General features: G+C 35.6%; 23 protein-coding genes. 5 read left to right on the top strand and 18 right to left on the bottom strand.

The window, feature by feature from the left end; all coding sequences use genetic code 11:
* Window positions 1–38: 38 nt before the first annotated feature.
* Both F0362_RS08615 and F0362_RS08610 read right to left on the bottom strand, forming a co-directional pair.
* Window positions 39–563, bottom strand: a complete 525-nt coding sequence (locus tag F0362_RS08615) for a COG3014 family protein (protein ID WP_000723951.1) — start codon at window positions 561–563, stop codon at window positions 39–41.
* A 112-nt stretch (window positions 564–675) separates the two neighbouring features.
* Entirely contained in the window at window positions 676–1,944 is a 1,269-nt protein-coding gene (locus F0362_RS08610) for an MFS transporter (protein ID WP_000503120.1), read from the bottom strand.
* 117 nt (window positions 1,945–2,061) lie between these two features.
* Between F0362_RS08610 and F0362_RS08605 the strand changes: the two genes are divergently transcribed.
* From F0362_RS08605 to F0362_RS08585, 5 genes are all read left to right on the top strand, one after another.
* A complete protein-coding gene (locus F0362_RS08605; protein ID WP_000212331.1) occupies window positions 2,062–3,276 on the top strand; it encodes a helix-turn-helix domain-containing protein in 1,215 nt (404 codons plus the stop codon).
* 66 nt (window positions 3,277–3,342) lie between these two features.
* Window positions 3,343–3,522, top strand: coding sequence for an H-type small acid-soluble spore protein (locus F0362_RS08600; protein WP_001025738.1), 180 nt, complete (start codon window positions 3,343–3,345; stop codon window positions 3,520–3,522).
* 186 nt (window positions 3,523–3,708) lie between these two features.
* Window positions 3,709–4,044 carry an antibiotic biosynthesis monooxygenase family protein gene (locus F0362_RS08595; RefSeq protein ID WP_000834000.1) on the top strand — a complete coding sequence of 112 codons (336 nt, stop codon included), beginning with the start codon at window positions 3,709–3,711 and terminating at the stop codon, window positions 4,042–4,044.
* 2 nt (window positions 4,045–4,046) lie between these two features.
* On the top strand, window positions 4,047–4,640 hold the full coding sequence (locus F0362_RS08590; protein ID WP_033658404.1) for a dienelactone hydrolase family protein: 594 nt from the start codon (window positions 4,047–4,049) through the stop codon (window positions 4,638–4,640).
* 11 nt (window positions 4,641–4,651) lie between these two features.
* Window positions 4,652–5,011 carry a hypothetical protein gene (locus F0362_RS08585; RefSeq protein ID WP_001131596.1) on the top strand — a complete coding sequence of 120 codons (360 nt, stop codon included), beginning with the start codon at window positions 4,652–4,654 and terminating at the stop codon, window positions 5,009–5,011.
* 24 nt (window positions 5,012–5,035) lie between these two features.
* On the opposite strand, the gene F0362_RS08580 is transcribed toward F0362_RS08585, so the two are convergent.
* From F0362_RS08580 to F0362_RS08505, 16 genes are all read right to left on the bottom strand, one after another.
* Window positions 5,036–5,206: a DUF3951 domain-containing protein gene (locus F0362_RS08580; protein ID WP_000602233.1), complete on the bottom strand. Its 171-nt coding sequence runs from the start codon at window positions 5,204–5,206 to the stop codon at window positions 5,036–5,038.
* A gap of 62 nt (window positions 5,207–5,268) precedes the next feature.
* Window positions 5,269–5,580, bottom strand: a complete 312-nt coding sequence (locus F0362_RS08575) for an AzlD domain-containing protein (RefSeq protein WP_000425939.1) — start codon at window positions 5,578–5,580, stop codon at window positions 5,269–5,271.
* A complete protein-coding gene (locus F0362_RS08570) occupies window positions 5,571–6,299 on the bottom strand; it encodes an AzlC family ABC transporter permease (RefSeq protein ID WP_000247290.1) in 729 nt (242 codons plus the stop codon). Before F0362_RS08570 ends, F0362_RS08575 begins: the two co-directional genes overlap by 10 nt.
* Window positions 6,289–7,125, bottom strand: a complete 837-nt coding sequence (locus tag F0362_RS08565; RefSeq protein ID WP_000343347.1) for a TrmB family transcriptional regulator — start codon at window positions 7,123–7,125, stop codon at window positions 6,289–6,291. The genes F0362_RS08570 and F0362_RS08565 overlap by 11 nt, the downstream gene beginning before the upstream one ends.
* A gap of 183 nt (window positions 7,126–7,308) precedes the next feature.
* Entirely contained in the window at window positions 7,309–8,607 is a 1,299-nt protein-coding gene (locus F0362_RS08560) for an NtaA/DmoA family FMN-dependent monooxygenase (RefSeq protein ID WP_000104861.1), read from the bottom strand.
* 171 nt (window positions 8,608–8,778) lie between these two features.
* Complete coding sequence (locus F0362_RS08555; RefSeq protein WP_001013922.1) at window positions 8,779–9,552, bottom strand: flagellar basal-body rod protein FlgG; 774 nt, start codon at window positions 9,550–9,552, stop codon at window positions 8,779–8,781.
* A gap of 43 nt (window positions 9,553–9,595) precedes the next feature.
* A complete protein-coding gene (gene flhF, locus F0362_RS08550; protein WP_149889735.1) occupies window positions 9,596–10,906 on the bottom strand; it encodes a flagellar biosynthesis GTPase FlhF in 1,311 nt (436 codons plus the stop codon).
* A gap of 14 nt (window positions 10,907–10,920) precedes the next feature.
* Window positions 10,921–12,987 carry a flagellar biosynthesis protein FlhA gene (gene flhA, locus F0362_RS08545; RefSeq protein WP_000475627.1) on the bottom strand — a complete coding sequence of 689 codons (2,067 nt, stop codon included), beginning with the start codon at window positions 12,985–12,987 and terminating at the stop codon, window positions 10,921–10,923.
* Window positions 12,988–13,010: 23 nt separating this feature from the next.
* A complete protein-coding gene (gene flhB / locus F0362_RS08540; RefSeq protein WP_149889734.1) occupies window positions 13,011–14,057 on the bottom strand; it encodes a flagellar type III secretion system protein FlhB in 1,047 nt (348 codons plus the stop codon).
* A gap of 10 nt (window positions 14,058–14,067) precedes the next feature.
* Complete coding sequence (locus F0362_RS08535) at window positions 14,068–14,829, bottom strand: flagellar biosynthetic protein FliR (protein ID WP_001055708.1); 762 nt, start codon at window positions 14,827–14,829, stop codon at window positions 14,068–14,070.
* A 15-nt stretch (window positions 14,830–14,844) separates the two neighbouring features.
* Window positions 14,845–15,120 carry a flagellar biosynthetic protein FliQ gene (locus F0362_RS08530; RefSeq protein WP_001098085.1) on the bottom strand — a complete coding sequence of 92 codons (276 nt, stop codon included), beginning with the start codon at window positions 15,118–15,120 and terminating at the stop codon, window positions 14,845–14,847.
* Window positions 15,121–15,153: 33 nt separating this feature from the next.
* On the bottom strand, window positions 15,154–15,912 hold the full coding sequence (locus F0362_RS08525) for a flagellar type III secretion system pore protein FliP (RefSeq protein WP_149889733.1): 759 nt from the start codon (window positions 15,910–15,912) through the stop codon (window positions 15,154–15,156).
* Window positions 15,909–16,229, bottom strand: coding sequence for a hypothetical protein (locus F0362_RS08520; protein ID WP_000121169.1), 321 nt, complete (start codon window positions 16,227–16,229; stop codon window positions 15,909–15,911). Before F0362_RS08520 ends, F0362_RS08525 begins: the two co-directional genes overlap by 4 nt.
* A gap of 12 nt (window positions 16,230–16,241) precedes the next feature.
* On the bottom strand, window positions 16,242–16,601 hold the full coding sequence (gene fliN / locus F0362_RS08515) for a flagellar motor switch protein FliN (protein ID WP_000680022.1): 360 nt from the start codon (window positions 16,599–16,601) through the stop codon (window positions 16,242–16,244).
* A gap of 10 nt (window positions 16,602–16,611) precedes the next feature.
* Entirely contained in the window at window positions 16,612–17,598 is a 987-nt protein-coding gene (fliM, locus tag F0362_RS08510; RefSeq protein ID WP_000012359.1) for a flagellar motor switch protein FliM, read from the bottom strand.
* A gap of 14 nt (window positions 17,599–17,612) precedes the next feature.
* A complete protein-coding gene (locus F0362_RS08505) occupies window positions 17,613–17,837 on the bottom strand; it encodes a flagellar motor switch protein FliN (protein ID WP_000775712.1) in 225 nt (74 codons plus the stop codon).
* Window positions 17,838–17,889: the final 52 nt, after the last annotated feature.

Here is a 17,889-nt window from a genome sequence, read left to right as displayed (position 1 = left end):
GGCTGTCGTTATACACGACAGCCTCTTAAACTAAAACTCTATTTATTTTTCTTCGCCTCAATTTTTGCTTGTGCCTCTTCAGCCTTATCTAATGCTTCTGAAACTTTTTTCTCTTTTTCTTTCACTTCATCTATACTATCGACAGCTTTAATAAGTTTATCGATTCCTTCTTCTTCTACTTTTCTCCGCTTTGCCACTCTTTCATTTACTTTCTCTTCCACATCTTTTGCTTTTTGAAGCATATTCTCTGCATTTGATTTTACAGATTTTTCAAGTTCATCATCTTTTTTCTTTTGTAACACTTCATTTGCAATATCTTTCGCTTCTAAATACTTACCGTCTTTTAATGCTGTTGCTCCGTGATCCATTATCTCGGCAATTTCTTTATATGATTTCGCTTCATTTCCTGATTTCTCTTTTTCTGCTTTTTCGAACCACATTGTTGCATCACTATATTTTTCATCTTTCAATGATTGCATACCTGTTTCAATATACGTGTCATAATTGCTACATCCAGCCATTACAACTAACAGAAAAAGCATAACAAAACTTATTTTTTTCATGATGTTTTCTCCTTTTCTTTGTCTGCTCACTTTACTGTAACATACATGAAAAAGAGTTTCAAAAACTAAAATACTAATTTGGTCATTTTTTATCATTAAGTCAAATTTTCTTTTAGGCTGACACATCCACTTGCTTTTTCGCTACATGCTTCTTCACTCCAACTAAAACAACTAACAATAATCCTCCGCCTATTGTCATCATAACAATGCTAGTCGGTAACATATCTAATAATAATCCATATACAATCATACCAAGCGGTGCGATAGCAGTAGCAATTGTTTCAAGCAAACCGAAAACGCGGCCTAAATAACTTGGATCTGTCGTCTTTTGCAAATGTACTTGCATCGGGATATTTACAGCCATCATTGATATACCCGTTAAAATCATAAAAGCAATATAGTACATAAAACTTACTACTTTCGGAATGGTAACTAACAATGGGAAGACTGTACATAAACTTAAACCCGCAAATAAAAACAGCCCAATATAAACAGAGCGAAACGGATTATTCACTTCTTTACGTACTGATAATGCAATCGCACCAATTAGCATCCCGACTGCTAACATGCCCTCTACAACACCGAGTTGCTTCGAGGATAAATGCAGGTTTTGAATAATAATAAATGGTAGTGAAACGAACAGTGCACTTGCAAAAAAGTTTACCCATAGCCCTATTTTCATTAAACCATATATTTCATGCTGTCTTTTTATATATGAAAAACCTTCTTTTATACTCATCAAAAAATGCTCTTTACTTTCAACCATTTCTTTTTTATATAAATCAAATACGATAAATAATTGTACAATTACCGCTAAAAAGAATGTAATACTATTTAACAGAAAGAACGACTTAATTGAAAAGAAACCAAATACAACTCCGCCAATAATTGGGGCTAAAATATTCGATAATGATGCTGCAGTCTGGTTCAAAGCACTCGCTTTTTGAATACGCTCCTCATCTACTAAATTAGGAATAGACGAAGTTAATGCTACAGAATAAAAACTTGCACAAATTGATAATAATGCCGCTGATACATAAATAAACAGTAGTGATGGCCCAAAAGTAGTTGCAAGAATAAACATAATAAGCATCGTTAAACTACTTAATAAATCTGTGCCAATGACAAGCCATTTTCGATTGACGCGGTCAGCTACAGCACCTGCAATTGGGCCACAGATCATTCTTGGTATTGATCCGCAAATAAGGGTAGTTGCAAACCCCATTCCTGAACCAGTTGTCTTTAATACGTATAACCCCATTGCAAACGTATAAATACCCGCCCCTAACAAGGACGTCATTTTTCCAATCATCATTAAAATAATATTTCTCGTTGCAATCTTCATTTTCCAATCATGTTGACCTATACTTACATCCCCCATTATGCCACTCTCCCCTTAAAAGTTAAATTGTGTTAAACTTATTATATAATCAACTTTCCAATTTTTACAATAAAAAGTTTAATTGTATTTAACTTTTAAATTATAAAGGAGCATATGATGGCTACTCTCGGTGCAAAAATTAAAACGTTACGAAAAGAAAAAAAGCTTACTCAAACTGATTTAGCAGGTTCAGAACTGACAAAAAGTATGCTAAGCCAAATTGAAAACGGAAAAGCTACACCTTCCATGAAAACATTACAATATATTGCTGAAAAACTTGGATGCGAAACGAGTTTTTTACTAGAAGATGATGATGTGGAAATGATAGAACTCATTCAACAAATGGAACAACTAATAAAAGCAAATAAGTACGATGAAGTATATGAGATCTTACTACCTATCGTTCAAAAAGAGCTACCTCCCACTTTGAATACCGCTCGTTTATATAAACAATTTGTAACAGCTGCGGCTAAAATGAAAGATTACAATATTGAACATTACGTGGAAAAGGCTACTTCTATTTTTGAAAAATATACGTTATACCGGGAAAGTACGGAAACAAAATTAAAATTATCCTTTACGATATTCACACGTAAAAAGTATGCTGAATGTTTACAACTCATTGCTAGCATCCGAAATGACTATGAAGAGAAACATTTAGAAATGGATCTCATTATACATATCGAGTTATATTTATATGAGGCAATTATTTTTCTTGCATATGGTAATTACGAACAATGTGAAAGTGTCATTTTAGATGCACTTGCATTTTCAAAAAAACATCAAGTGTATTATAAAACAGATGAATTTTACCGTATTTTATCTTACCAAAAAGTCCTCACGGCTGATAAAGAACAATATTTACATTACATAAAAAAATCAGAGCAATTTGCCATTTTTACAGAAGATACTTTATCTGCAGCGGTTATTAATCTTTTAAAAGCTTACTACTACAACACAATTACTCATGAATATACTATTGCATTAGAACATGTAGAACAATTTCGAGAAAAACTAAAAGATGAGCGGATTTTTCAAGATGATGGATCGTATTATCTTGAAAAAGGAAAAGCTTTGTATGGTTTAAAACAATACGAAGAAGCTTTAAAAACATTACAACGTGCTATCATACCAGATTATATAAACCATCCACTTGATCACGCACGGCTTACAACAGCTGGGGCATATCGTGCTCTTTGTTATGTCAAACTTAATGATAAAAAAAGAGCTCTTGAAGAAGTAACAGAAGCATATGAAATCGTACAGTCCTATCCTGATTCCATCTTCACTTCATTTATTAAAGAAACATTACAAATAATACAAAAACTTTAAGAATGTCTCGAAATGGTATATTATTCCTCTTTTTTAGCAAAGATAATAATGATGGGAGGAATATAAATGAATATTCAACGTGCAAAAGAGCTTTCTGTGTCAGCGGAACATGCCAACGTCAGTTTTCAAGGCATGCCTGTTATGATTCAACACGTCGACGAAAGCAACGAAACCGCCCGCATATATGAAGTAAAAAATCCAGGTCGCGAATTAACTGTTCCAGTTAATAGCTTAGAGGAAATATAAGAAACGCCACTTCAATTTTTTGAAGTGGCGTTTTTCTTTCTTTAGATTATTTATTATAAATTTCTTCTATCTTCTATTTTACATGGGATGAAAAAATTAGAATTTTCTACTTCTTTTCTTTTTGTGACCTGCTAAAATACAAACTATGGATGAATTATTCGTACTATACATTAAGGAGGAAAGACAATGAAATCTGATTTAGAAAAAAACAAACCTTATTATGCAGTTATATTCACTTCTAATTTATCAAATGATACAACAGATTATAGTACCGTTGCCGAAACAATGGAGGAACTTGCGAAACAGCAACCTGGATTTTTAGGTGTAGAAAGTGCACGAGATAATTCGGGCCTCGGCATTACAATTTCTTATTGGGAATCACTTGAAGCAATTGAAAATTGGAAAAAGAACGCCTTACATAAAGAAGCGAAAAAAAGAGGCCGTGAGCAATGGTATGAAAACTTCCACTTGCGTATTTGCCTTGTAGAGAAAGAATACAAGTTTCAAAGAGAAATTTTGTAATGATGAAGAAAAAATTAGCTCTCGTTGTTTCACATGAAATATATGGTGTAAATGATCATATGCATCATGTAATTGACCACTTCACTTCATCTCAAATAGATGTATTCTGCCCGAATCTTCTACAATTACAACAGGCATTTCATTATAATAATGAAGAAAAAGCATACCAATATTTTATGAACCACATTGGATTTGATGGTGGAAAAAAGCAAATTGAGGAACTCATTCATAGCCTTTCCAATCGTTACGCACATATTGGACTTATCGGCTTTAGCGTTGGAGCTACCATCTCATGGCTATGTAGTAACAATCCAAAACTAGATTTTATTATTGGATGTTACGGCTCTCGTATACGTGATTATGTTCACATGAAGCCTGCATGTGCTACATTACTCATTTTTCCTGAAAAAGAAATTAGTTTTTCAGTATCCGCCTTAACGAAAACATTACAGCAACAAGATAATCCTTTATTAGAAATAAAACAACTACAAGGTGAGCATGGATTTTTAAATCCATACACTGAAAAATATAACGAACACTCTACAAAACAAGTATACAATTTAATAGATTCATTTCTTATGAAAGCACTCTTATAAAGGAGGTTCTAATGCCCCTTACATTACTCTTATTTATTTTCATAATCATTGCCTTTATATCAGCGCTAACTCTCATTTTTATAACAGTTAAAAATGAGAAATTTTTAAAACGTCCCTATTCACAATCCATTATCGTTTGTATTTTATTTTTGACAAATTGGGTACTATATGTAACAACTTTTTATTCGTTACTCCCCAAGAAAATGAGTGAGTTCATATTTTTACCCATTTGGTTTTTCCTTTGCATTTTAGGATTTATCGTCTTCTGGCGCGAATGGAGAAATAATCGTGTGTTCTCGATATGTATCGGTTTTCTTTCTTTTATTAGTTTTCTATTCGGAGTGTTGTTGTTAGTTCTTTCAGGAATGTAAAAGAAAAGGAAGAAAAGCACGACATCAACTTTTCTTCCTTCTATCTTTACCTTTAGACTTCACTGTCACTGATTCACAAGGTGTATAATAAATTTGAGGTGTCGCCTTATCAACAAACATCATAAACGTAATAAAGCCGATAATAAAGAAAATAAACAACGTTAACAATATTGCTCCTATCGTTAAAAGTATCATAACACCACCCCTATATATTTCTTATTATTACACCTTTCGCTATTATATGAGCCGAATCCTTTCTAGAAAAAGAAACGTAACAAAATAATCACAATCACTCCAGTTAATACGGTTCCTAATAGACTACGAGTATAGATTGCGACAAGAAATGTTGGAATTGCGGCGATAAGATAATCCCACTGCATCGTCTCATGCATAAATAATACTTGTGCTAAAAGTGCTGCTAATATCGCAATTGGTATGTAATTTAACCATTTTAAACCCCAGTCTGGAATTTGTATTTTACTAAATACGAGAAGAGGCAAAATACGCGGAACGAGTGTGACAGCTCCTGCCGCTAGTAATAGTAATAATACATCTAATCTCATTTCCATTTTTCAATCAGCACTCCAATCGTCGCAGCTAGTAATGTTGCAATAATAACTGCTATACTATCTGGCATAAATAAGTGTGAAACGTATGCGATAATAATCGCTACAATTGCTACACTGAGATGAATTGCTAGTTTCGGTTTACTACTTATTAGCTGAAGTACAAATAATCCTATAAACATCGCTGGTAATGCATAATCCATCCCGTACGTATGAGGGTCTGGTATCCACTCACCAAAAAGCCCCCCGATAACTGTAGCAAGAATCCAATTTAAATACGCTGTTACATTAAGGCCCATCATCCATTTCTCGCCCAAATATCCTTTTTGCGCTGCTTGTTGCACTGCAACGCCGAAAGTTTCATCTGTAATTTGCGAACCAATTATTACATTTTTAAAAAGAGGTATCTTCGTGAAGTAAGGCGCAAGTGCCGCACTCATTAATAAGTGACGTAAATTAACAAAGAACACGGTAAAAATAATTGCTGAGGCTGGGGCACCTGCTGCATACATCCCCGCTAATATAAACTGAGCAGAACCTGCGTAAATTAACGTGGACATAAAGGCGATTTCTATGACCGAAAAACCTGCTGTTTTCGCAATAACACCAGCTGCTATACCGATGCTCAAATATCCAAATACAGTTGGTAAACAATCCTTTACACCTTGCTGAAATGAATCATCGCTCTGCAGTGTCATATGTGCTTGAGCTTTATTCACCATTATCTCCCTCCATTTCTTCCATCGTGCGTTTGCCTGTTACGACATGAACTAAATCTATGTTTTCACGCCATAATGTATCTAATTTATCAGCTCCAAACTCCTTCGTAATCTCTTCCACCATAATATCGTGCCGAACATACTCTGTAGCGACGAGTACTAAAGCTGGATCATACGTTGTCACCGCCCATGAAGTGCTATCATTTGAAAAGTTAGCAATTAATACTTCTTCCCCATCACGCGCGATAACAGTTAAATGACCTCCCATTCTCTTTTCAACGACGTGAGGTGTCATATAATTATGATGAAATGTCGCTCCTATTTTTGTTTCTGGAGCACCAAATAAAATGGAAAAAATATGTACGCCTTCCTCTTCCTTTTGATGAATGAACGGCTCAATCTCGTGCACTTGATCTTCCCATACTGAAATCCATAGCTCTTCTTTTGCTCTATTAATTATATTGCATATTTCTTTCAAAACACGATCATTTGAGCGAATATGCGAAATTACATCAATTTGCCGCTCTTGTTCTAAACAATTTAATTTCTGGTCTAAAAATGCAAAGGACTTTTCAAAGTCTTTTCGCATTCGATCCATTAATTCCGTAGCTGGCACTGGTACATATTTCACTGGTTCAGAAGGAACGATATGCACCGCTCCTTTATCCATCAACTTGCCAAGTACTTCATAAATCATCGAACGAGGTACCCCTGTTTGTTTACTCACTTCGTATCCTGTTACTGGGGAATGTTTTAATAATCCAATGTACGCTTTGCATTCATATTGGGAAAAACCTAGCTTTTGTAACTCTTTTATTATTTCATCCATCGGTAACCCCTCACAATCTACATAGCTCTCATTTGAAAACGATGCATTCATTTTATATTAGTAGTTATTACTATACCTACTAATATAAAAAAAGAAGACCTATAAAGTCAATTGATAATTCTGAAATTTTAACATAAAAGAAAAAGCCTTCTTATGAAAGGCATTTTCTACATAGTATTCCACTTATTTTAACAGCAAAGTATTTAATGAAGTCCCCTCTAAATGTTCACGCAAAGTTGAACCTGTATATTCTTCCCTAAATACACCCGCCTTCACAAATAACGGAATAACTTCACTAAAGAATAGATCCAATGATTTCTGAGGCCCACCTGGAATTGCAATAAATCCATCTAGTGCTCCTGCTTCAAATCTTTCCATAATTTTCCTGAATACATCTTGTGGTGTACCAATCGCAACCCAATGAGCAGAACCAACAACTTCTGGTCGTTCTAGTATTTGTTCAACAGTTGGTTCATTTTCAATGATGAAATTCCGTAATAATTCGGCATGTGTTTTACTGCGTACAGTTTGCTCTCTACTTGGCAACATATCTTCCTTTATCTTACTTTCTAGTGGAATTCCTCTAGCATCTAATCCGAGTACCATTTCAAGTAAAGCCAATCTCTTCTCCATTGTGAGATGTTGATGAGCTTGCCTATGCATCTCTAGCGCTTCTTCATATGTATCACCGATAAAGAAATACAATCCAGGTAATACCCGTACATCATCTTGCTTTCGGCCATGCTTTTCTGCTCTTCTTCTTAAATTTTGACGAAGTTCGATTCCTGATTCTATATCTGGCATCGCGGCGAAAATCGCATCCGCAACAGAAGCAGCGAAATTCCGGCCAGCCTCTGAAGCACCCGCTTGAAATAATGGCATTTCTCCTGAAATATGCTGCGGAATATTAAGTGGCCCTTTCACCTCAAAGTATTCACCACTGTGCTCAATAGGCTTTACCATCTCTCTAATGACTTCAGTGTTATCTACTTTCAAAACTTCATAAGGATGGCTTCTCCAAAGTTTCCTTACTAACTCTGTACATTCTGCAGCTTTCGCATATCGTTCCTCAGATGGCGGCATCCCTGTCTCACCAAAGTTTTCTGCACCATCAATGGATGTGACAATATTCCAACCTACTCGGCCATTACTAATCCAATTTAAAGATTGTAATTGCCTCGCAAGTATGTATGGTGGATAAAACGATGTGGAGGCAGTCGTAACCACTCCAATTTTTTCTGTTGCATACGCAATAGCAGTAAATAATAATGTCGGATCTAACATTACATTCCCCTTATTACGAGCGATTAAATCCGGGTGCGCCACTAAATAATCTGCTTTAAAAACAAAATCTAACTTAGCCTCTTCTGCCTGTAGTGCCAACTCTACTTGTTCATCTATCCCTGAATTAAACATACTCTCTTGTTCTTTCTTTCTAGAAATTAAACATAATCCAATGCAAAGTTTCTTTTTAGTAGACATAAATACACCTTCCCCTTCGTTTTTAATTCACCTAGTTAAACAATTGATACGACCATCACAACTTCCATTCTTATTAAACAACATAAAATGATAATGATTATCAATATCATTTTATGTTGTAACTGTAATAAAAGCAACCAAAAAAAGACTCCCCTTAACGGGAAGTCTCCTTTATCTCAATATTTCATTCGCTTCTTTTTCATAAATTTTATCAAATGAAGTCATAATACGCTGAGATGCTTGAATCATTTTTTGACTCGACATAAGATCTGCCATCTCTTTCGTCATATCTACATTTGAATTTTCTAGCATATGATTTTTTACTATTCCTGTTCCGTTCGGTAAATTAGCAATATTTCCTTCTGCTAGTGTAAAGCTTTTGTTTTCACGCTGCACGAGACGAGCATTCGTTTCTGCATCTACTGTTTTTGTTTGCAAACGGGCAATATTATTCTGTGTTACTTCATCATATAATGTACCATCTGCTTGTACAGCAACCTTTGCTCCTTCTGGAATACGAATACGCTCATTATTCTCTCCCATTACGAAAGCACCTGAAGATGTTTGCAAATAACGATCACTATTTAATGTGAAGCTTCCGTCTCTCGTTAAAAACGTTTCATCATTTTTAGATGTAACGAAAAATGATGATGTGCCTGCCGCACCGTCATCTAAAAAGAAATCTGTAGCACTATTTGTAATTTGTACATTTCCTTGTACTAAGTTCACATGCGTCGCAGCTGGTACTACAGCGTAATCGACCGAACCGATATTTGTCATAGCCCCATCTCCGCGGCGATATGTGTCTTGTACATCAAATACTTTAGAAGTCATATTTTCTGCTTTAAATCCTGTCGTTTGGGCATTTGCAACGTTATTCGAATGAACATTAATACGCTGCATGTAATTCATCATTCCCATAGAACCTATATAAAGACCGTTCATATTCGTTTGAATAAGGCAACCACCTTATTCTTCACCTCTTTTCTTACGATGTTTGTAACATTTGTTTCGCTAAATGTTCAGCTGTAGCGATATGTATATGTTGCTTTACGTCTTGTCCGTCTGTCATTAATACAATTGGAGCTGATGAAACTGCTGGAATTTTCAACAATTCGCCACTACTTGCTGTTTCATCAAATTTCGTAAACACGATACCATCTATATGAATATCTTTAAAGTTCGCAATGATTTCAATCATATCTTTACTTTTCATAGAAGCTGATAACGTTAAACAAATATAATCTGGTTCTACTTGTCCCATCGTTTCAATCATTTCTTCTACTGTATCTGACGTACGATAATTTTTTCCGGCTGTATCAATTAAAATATAATCGACGCGTGCTTCTTCTTTAAAATACGTAAGTGCTCTTGTCATTGCCGCTTCATCACGCACAGCGATTACTTCTGATCCAATTGTCTTTACGTAATCTTGCAGTTGCTGTACTGTCCCAATGCGAGAGTGATCCGTCGTAATAAAGCCAACCGTTTTTTTCTTACCGTGAAATTGCCATGCCATTTTCGCAAGCGTCGTCGTTTTCCCAACCCCGGTTGGACCGATTAATGCAATTGTTTGTACTTCTTTTTCAAATACATTTTCAGTGTTGAAGTGTGATCTCATATCTTCCAATATATACCCGATTACTTCCTCTTCTGTAATCATCGTTGCATTTTCAAACTTCACTTTTAACTTTTCAGCATATGCATGAATGAAATATTGTTCTACATCGTTTTGTTCTAGCATCCGAATTACTTTTTGAATAATAAACGGTACAGATTCTTGATTTTCTTTCTTTGCAACTACTTCTTTTTTCTTGGTCGTAACGACTTGTTTCACAACTTTTTGCTTTTTCACTACTTTCGTTTCTTCCGTCTGTTTCACCACGACGATTCCTTTTTCAAACAGCTTTAATAGTTTCCCTTTTTTTCTTGCCCATTCTTCACTATTTCCTGTTTGCATTGCCGCGTATGACATAGAAGTCGTTACATTTTCTAAATTGTGCAGTACTGATTGAATTCCATTTGCCTTCACAATTTGTTCTGAAGAATCATTCACAACATCCATTAATTGTTCGTGAAATTGTGCTGTTCCTCCATTCACTTCTTCCTGTTTATCCTCTGGAAAAGCAACTAACATTTCATAATCCTTTTTCCAAAAAAACGGGATATTTCGTTTTACACTTTCATCGACAACGTAATAATAATCTGTACCATATTGGTCAAATAACTTTCGATACAATTCATTTTTCGAAGCTGCTTTTATTCGCATTAACGCTTCTTTCTTTTCTGTACTTTCCATTACTTCACCCCCTACTATTCAATATAGGCAATTTGATCTACAACAATTTCTGGTGCTAATTCGCTAATACAAAGCACTTGCGCTTCTATTTGATAACGTTCTAGCAGTCTTACAATCGCAAATCTGAAATCTTTTCTACGCGTTAATAATACTGGCTCTCTTCCCATTAATCGCGCTTGTTTAAAGACGCGCTGTACTTGCTCAACTACTCGCGATTCTAAATCTAAATCCCAGTTTAATAAATAACCTTGATAGGAATTGTTCACAACATCCGCATCTAGCTCTATTGAATCAGAGAAAAGCGCCGCATAAATTTTCCCGTCCGGATTTTTCGCATTTTCACAAATAACTTTTGAAATACATTCACGAACAAATGCCGTTACACCATCAACATGATTTTGATACACTTCTTTTCCATCAATAATACCTTCAATAATCGTTGGTAAATCACGGATTGAAATACCTTCTTTTAGAAGTTGCTTAATAACATTTTGAACGAGTGATAAATCGATTTCTTTCTTCTTAATCTCTTCTAATAAAACGCCATTATCATTTTCAAGCGAGTTAATTAAGTCTTTCACATGTTGACGCTGAATTAACTCGTGAAGATTACGTCTAACGACAACATCTAAATGTGTAATTAATATACTAAGTGGCTCTAACACTTGATAGCCCTTCATTTGTGCATCTTGCACCATATGCTCTAAAATCCAATATCCATCTTCACCGAAGATTGGATCTTTCGCTGGTTCTGCATCTAGATCAGCCATTACGTTCGGTGTTTTTAGTGCTAATAAATAACCTGATTTTAAAACACCTTCAGCCGCCTTCGCACCTTTAATACGAATAATGTAACGACCACGTGGTCTAAAACTCGTATTATCTTTAAAGTTAATGCCAGGAACGTTAATACCAAGGTCGGTAATAATCGATTTCCTCATAAGAACAACTTTATCACGAGCTGTCTCCCCATTAATTTTTTGCTTTACAAGTGCCGCTAAATCTAAACCGAGTTCTACAATAATCGGATATTTATCTGTAAAGACTCCAAATGAATCTTCCACTTGTTGTAATTGCTCATCCTCGCCTTGAATCATTTCTAATTCTTTTTGGAGCTCGTCTTCTTTCTCTTTCTTTATTCGCTTTTTATTGCGAATTCCTAAGAAGATAATTGTTCCACCAACGAGAGCAAACGGTAGGAATGGTAGCGGAGTAAAAATACCCATTGCGATAAACAAACCACCGAGCGCATATACAACAACTTCATGCGCTAATAACTCTTTAAAGATTCCTTCCGTTACCGTATCCGGTGAACCATCAAATACACGCGTTACGATAATACCTGTTGAAATCGCAAGCATTAACGAACCGATTTGGTTTACGATTCCGTCACCGACAGTTAACTGTGTATAATGAAGAGCCGCATCTGCAAAGCTCATTCCTTGCTGCATCATTCCGACAATTAAACCGAAAATGATATTTACGAATAAAATGACAATCCCGAAAATAACGTCCCCTTTAATGAACTTCCCAGCACCATCCATCGCCCCGTAAAACTCTGTTTCCATATTTAATTTTTTTCGTTTTGCTTGTGCATCTTTTTCTGAAATAATACGCTGGTTTAAATCCGCATCGATAGACATTTGTTTCCCTGGTAAAGAATCAAGTGTAAAACGAGCTGCTACTTCAGCTGTACGAGATGCACCGTTTGCAACGATAAACTGGAAAATGATTAAAACGATAAAAATAACGATACCAATTAATAAGTTTCCGCCAATTACGAACTGACCGAACTCTTCAATAACATGACCCGCATTTCCGTCTGTTAAAATCGCTCGCGTCGTCGAAACGTTAATCGATACGCGGAAAATCCCGATTAATAACAACATCGTCGGAAATGACTTTAATTCATCCCACTCGTTAATACTTGTCGCTCGCATATAAATAAGTACTGACATACTTAGTAGAAAAACGATAACGATATCAAGTACAAATGGTGGAAGTGGAATTAGGAGCGCCACAACGAATGACGCTGCTAAAAAGATAGAAAAATAGGTTCTTGCAGAATCCATCTTAAACAAAGAGATCCCCTCCAAACGCGCTATTATACTTCAAGTTCATTCGTTTGAATTAAATAGCGCATAACTTCAATTACAGCTACGTATAAATCTTCTGGAATCGTCTCATCTTCCTCGACTTGATAATATAAAGACCGAGCGAGCGGACGGTTTTCCACCATCGGTATTTCTTGTTCACGGGCAAGCGTCCGTATATATAATGCGAGCTCATCTTCCCCTTTTGCAACGACAATTGGCGCCGCATCAACTTGTTTATTGTAACGAAGTACGACTGAAATATGCGTCGGGTTATTTACAATAAACGTTGCACCATCCATCTTTTTCACAATAGTCCCTTGCAAGATGGCATGCATAAAGTTTTTTCGTTTCCCCTTTACTTGTGGGTCCCCTTCATTATCTTTATGCTCTTGTTTTACTTCTTCTTTTTTCATCTTAATATCTTGCTCGTACTCCCACTTTTGATAAATGAAATCAATAATAGAAAGAACGATTAAAATAATTAAAATAGCTAAAAAGATAAATTTAATTTGCCTAATAATTTCAGTAAGTGACGCAGTCCAGTTAAATCCAATCATACTCACGATCTTCTCTAAATTCTTTTTAAAAAGAACGTACGCAACGTAACCGATTAATCCCATATAAAACAGTGATTTCAAAATATCTACTAAACTTTTACGACTAAACAGTCTCGTAAAATAGTTTTTCGGATTAATACGTGATGCTTTCGGCTTTATGACTTTAGAAGAAAATAAGAAACCGACTTGAATCATATAATTGAATAAATGAAAAGCATATACGAGTATTAATATAGGAGCTGATACTTTTAGTAGCAAAATCCCCATTAAATAAAAATACTCGGTCGAATCTGTATTTTTTCCGATTTGATCAAACAGCACCGCTACAGAATTGGCAATCTCAAACCCTAGCCAATCTCCGAAAAAATAAACGACAACTGCTAATACGAGAATAGAAAATAAATTATTTAAATCTTTACTCCGGGCGATATTCCCTTCTTCACGCGATTTTTTACGCTTCTGCGGGGTGGCCTTTTCTGTTTTATTATCCTTTGCCATACGCGTCCCCCTACTTCGTTAAGAAAAAGTTAAATAGTGTCGTATACTCTTCCAGTAATACATCTGTCATATTTTTAAACACATAACCGAGCATCGGTACGCTCATTGCAATAAATAAAATACCACATGTAATTTTAATGACGAATGCATTCATAAAAATATTTAATTGCGGTGCATTTTTTGCGATTAAAATTAGGACGAAATTAATAATGAATAAGCTTCCCATAAGCGGTAAAGCAATTTCGACCGCTGATGTAATCGCAAATAATAACGTTGCAAGTAGACTATCTAAAAAACTAGTCGTCAACAATTTTGAAATCGCCTCTGTATATTGAAACGACTTTAAAATCGTGGCAACGAAATAGTTAATGCCGCCAAGTGAAATAAAAATAATGAGAAAAAATATATCGAAAATTGTTGATAGTAAAGTAGACTGTGATCCTGCGTTTACATCAAACAAACTTGCCTGTGATAAACCGATATCAAAGTCTAAAATATGTCCGGCCATTTTCGGAATGTTCCACAGCAGTTCTACAATTTTTGCAAGGGATAATCCAATTACAATTTGCGTTGCTGCATAAGCTGTGACGTCCCAAACTGTCTTTATGTGAGAGACATCAACTTGATCGGCCACTGTAATTGAAAGACCGAGCCCAAATGTAACCTTTGCCATTGCAGGAATCGACCGTCCTGAAAAGAAAGGTAAAAAATATAAAAATGAAGTAATACGGCAAAACGCAAAAAACGTCGCCGCCCATAATTCCATATTCATTTCAGTTCACCTATCTTAGTACGAACGCAATAGCGATGGAATTTTATCAAATAAATCTAAAATAAGCGTCGTTAACTCTTGAAACATCCACGGACCTAAAATGATAATAACGAGCACTATACTCGCCATTTTCGGTAAAAACGTCAACGTTTGCTCTTGAATTTGCATCATCGCCATAATGACAGCGATGATAATAACGACAATCATACTTACACCGGCAACCGGCATTAAAATCATAACCCCTTTATAAAAAAAGGTTTGAAAAATATCTATAATTGGTGACGTATTCATTTATATGACTCCTATCACATAGCATCAAACGCTTCAGGCGACCGTTTTAAACATTATATCGACGATTTTTGTATATCCACCTAAATATACGAAAACGAGTATTTTAAACGGTAAACTTAAAATCATCGGCGGTACCATCATCATCCCGAGGTACATTAAAAGTGTACTAATAATCAAATCTATAAATACAAACGCTAAATAAATGAACATCCCCGTTAATAATCCTTTTTGAATTTGCGTTAACGTAAAGGATGGTACGAGCGTAAATAATGAAAGGTCTTTCAAATCTTTCGGCAACTCATCACCGCGTACTTTCAGCATCATTTTTAAATCATGCTTATACGTATGCTTCGCCATGTAATCTTTCATAATTGGAGCTGTCGCCTCCGCAGCTTGACTTACAGTTATTTTTTCTTTCGTCATCGGATCCCACACATCACTCTTTAACTGACCTAACACCGGTTGCATCGTAAATAGTGATAAAAACAAAGCAAGTCCAACAAGTACTTGGTTTGGTGGTAAGTTCATTACCCCAAGTCCTTGACGAGTTATTCCAAGAACGATCATAAAATAAGTAAAATGCGTAAATAAAAGAACGATAGAAGAAGATAATGATAGAAGGGTAACGAGTGCAAATAACTGTACACTTGAATTACTCGTAAACTCTTTTCCATTTTCGAAATTAATAAAACCGTTCGGGGCTGCATACGCTGGATTTACAAAAATAATTGAAAAAACGATAGAAAATACGAAAATAACGGCTAATAATGATAACTGTTTCTTTATTCTCATGATGGATCCTCTACTTTTTTCGTTTCACTCTTCACCGCGTCTTCTAGCGCTTGTTGAAACTGATTTCCTGTTCCTGTTAATTGCACAGACTGCACACCATTATTACTAATAACAGTGAATACTTGCTTGCCATCCACTTCAAATAAAAAGGCGCTCGTTTGATGATTTAAATATACACCGTCTTTTACTTGAATATGGCCATTTTCACCTTGCTTAAAAAACTGCTGTTTGCGCGTCTTTTTCGTCATATAAAATGCACCGTAACCGAGTGCACCAAACAGTAAAACGACTTGAAATAAGGTCGTCATATACGACATATGACTCCTCCTCTACTCTTTATCTTGCATTTGACTTTGCGCCTTCATAAGCGCAGCTTGCTTCTTATCAGCTTCAATTTCAGAAATAATAATGCCGAACTTCTCGTCCATTACGATTGCTTCACCGATGCCGACCTTCATATTACTTAAATACACATCTACTTTATGTCCTAAGTTTTTCTCTACTTCAAGAACATCGCCAACTTTTAACTGCTTCACATCACCGAGCGTAATAGATGACTTTCCAAGCTTTACGCCAAGTTCAATCGAAATATCTGAAACAGTATCAATATGTGCTTTACTCGCTTCATTTCGTTTCCCTGCAAATTCTTCTAATCCCATTAAGGACACAGGAGATACTTCATGCTTCATATGGATCCTCCTACTCTACAAAACTTTTAAATAGGAGCGCTTTACGCGTTCCATCTTTCCCAATAAAACAATTAAATTTATGCTTTCCATCTACATAACCGAGTAATTCATCCGAAACTTTCGTATGAAGTGGAATAATATCGCCTTCTTCAATTTGTTCAATGTCACTCATTGTCATTTTCTGCTCACCAATTGCAACGTGAACAGGTTTGTACACTTGATTTACTTTCACTTCCACTTCAGACGTATACTTTTTACGTTTATCTGAAGAATGTTCGACAATATTTTCAGACGTTAACTTATCCATAATTTCTTCAACAGATAAGAACGGAATCCCGATACGCACCGTCGTATTCCAAAAATCTGTTTTCATATTTACGTTCAGTAATGAAATTATATCGCTCGCTGTCGTAATCTTTAATGCATTCGGATCTGTTTCCGTCGTTACAAACTTCGGTTCAATCGCAACAACACTTTCAAATGATTGCTCTAAATTTTTACAAAGAAGCAAGAATATATTATCAAGCGTTAAAAACTCAAACGCCGTTAGCGGTCTGCGCATCGTAAAGTTACGCTTACTATCTCCGCCAAGCCAGCATTCATGAATATAAATAACAAATGCTAAATCAATCTCAATAACAATTTCTCCAAGCTCTGGTAAACCGAGATCAATTACGCAATATAAATAATAATCTTTCGGCATTTTCTCCACATACTCACTCGTAAATGGAACTTGCTCAACTGTTGAAGGCTCTAGCTCAATCGGAATACGCATACGCGCTGACAACGTCTGTGACGTCTGTTTTCCAAACGTAGAAGCAATCGCTTGCAAACTACGTAAATGCTCAACACCAAACTTCTCTGGTCTATTAAAATCATACTCTTGAAATTTCTCTTGCTTCCCTGCTTCTTGTGCAAAAGCTGGCATTTCCTCGCCTTCATTTACCGCCTTCAGCAGGGCATCAATTTGCTCTTGGCTTAATTTTTCGCCACTCATGACAATCCCCTTCCCTACCTTTTCAATTCAACGATTTCAACGTACATCTTCCCGTTTTTCGTCAAAATCTTTCCGGTTCCAATCTCTTCATTCTCAAGCATAAGACGCACCGTATTTTTCGTTGAATTTTCAAGACGATACAATGTACCTTTCGTAATATGAAGCAGATCTTCAATTTTCTTTTTCGTATTTCCGATTTCAAAATAAATTGTTAACGGAATATCATCTTGTAATTTCAAATCTAGCCAACTCCCATATCATGTTCACGAAAATTTCATGTTCTCTCTATAT

The organism is Bacillus sp. BS98 (assembly GCF_008432245.1).
Taxonomy (GTDB): domain Bacteria; phylum Bacillota; class Bacilli; order Bacillales; family Bacillaceae_G; genus Bacillus_A; species Bacillus_A toyonensis.
This window is presented reverse-complemented; position numbering and strand designations above follow the sequence as displayed.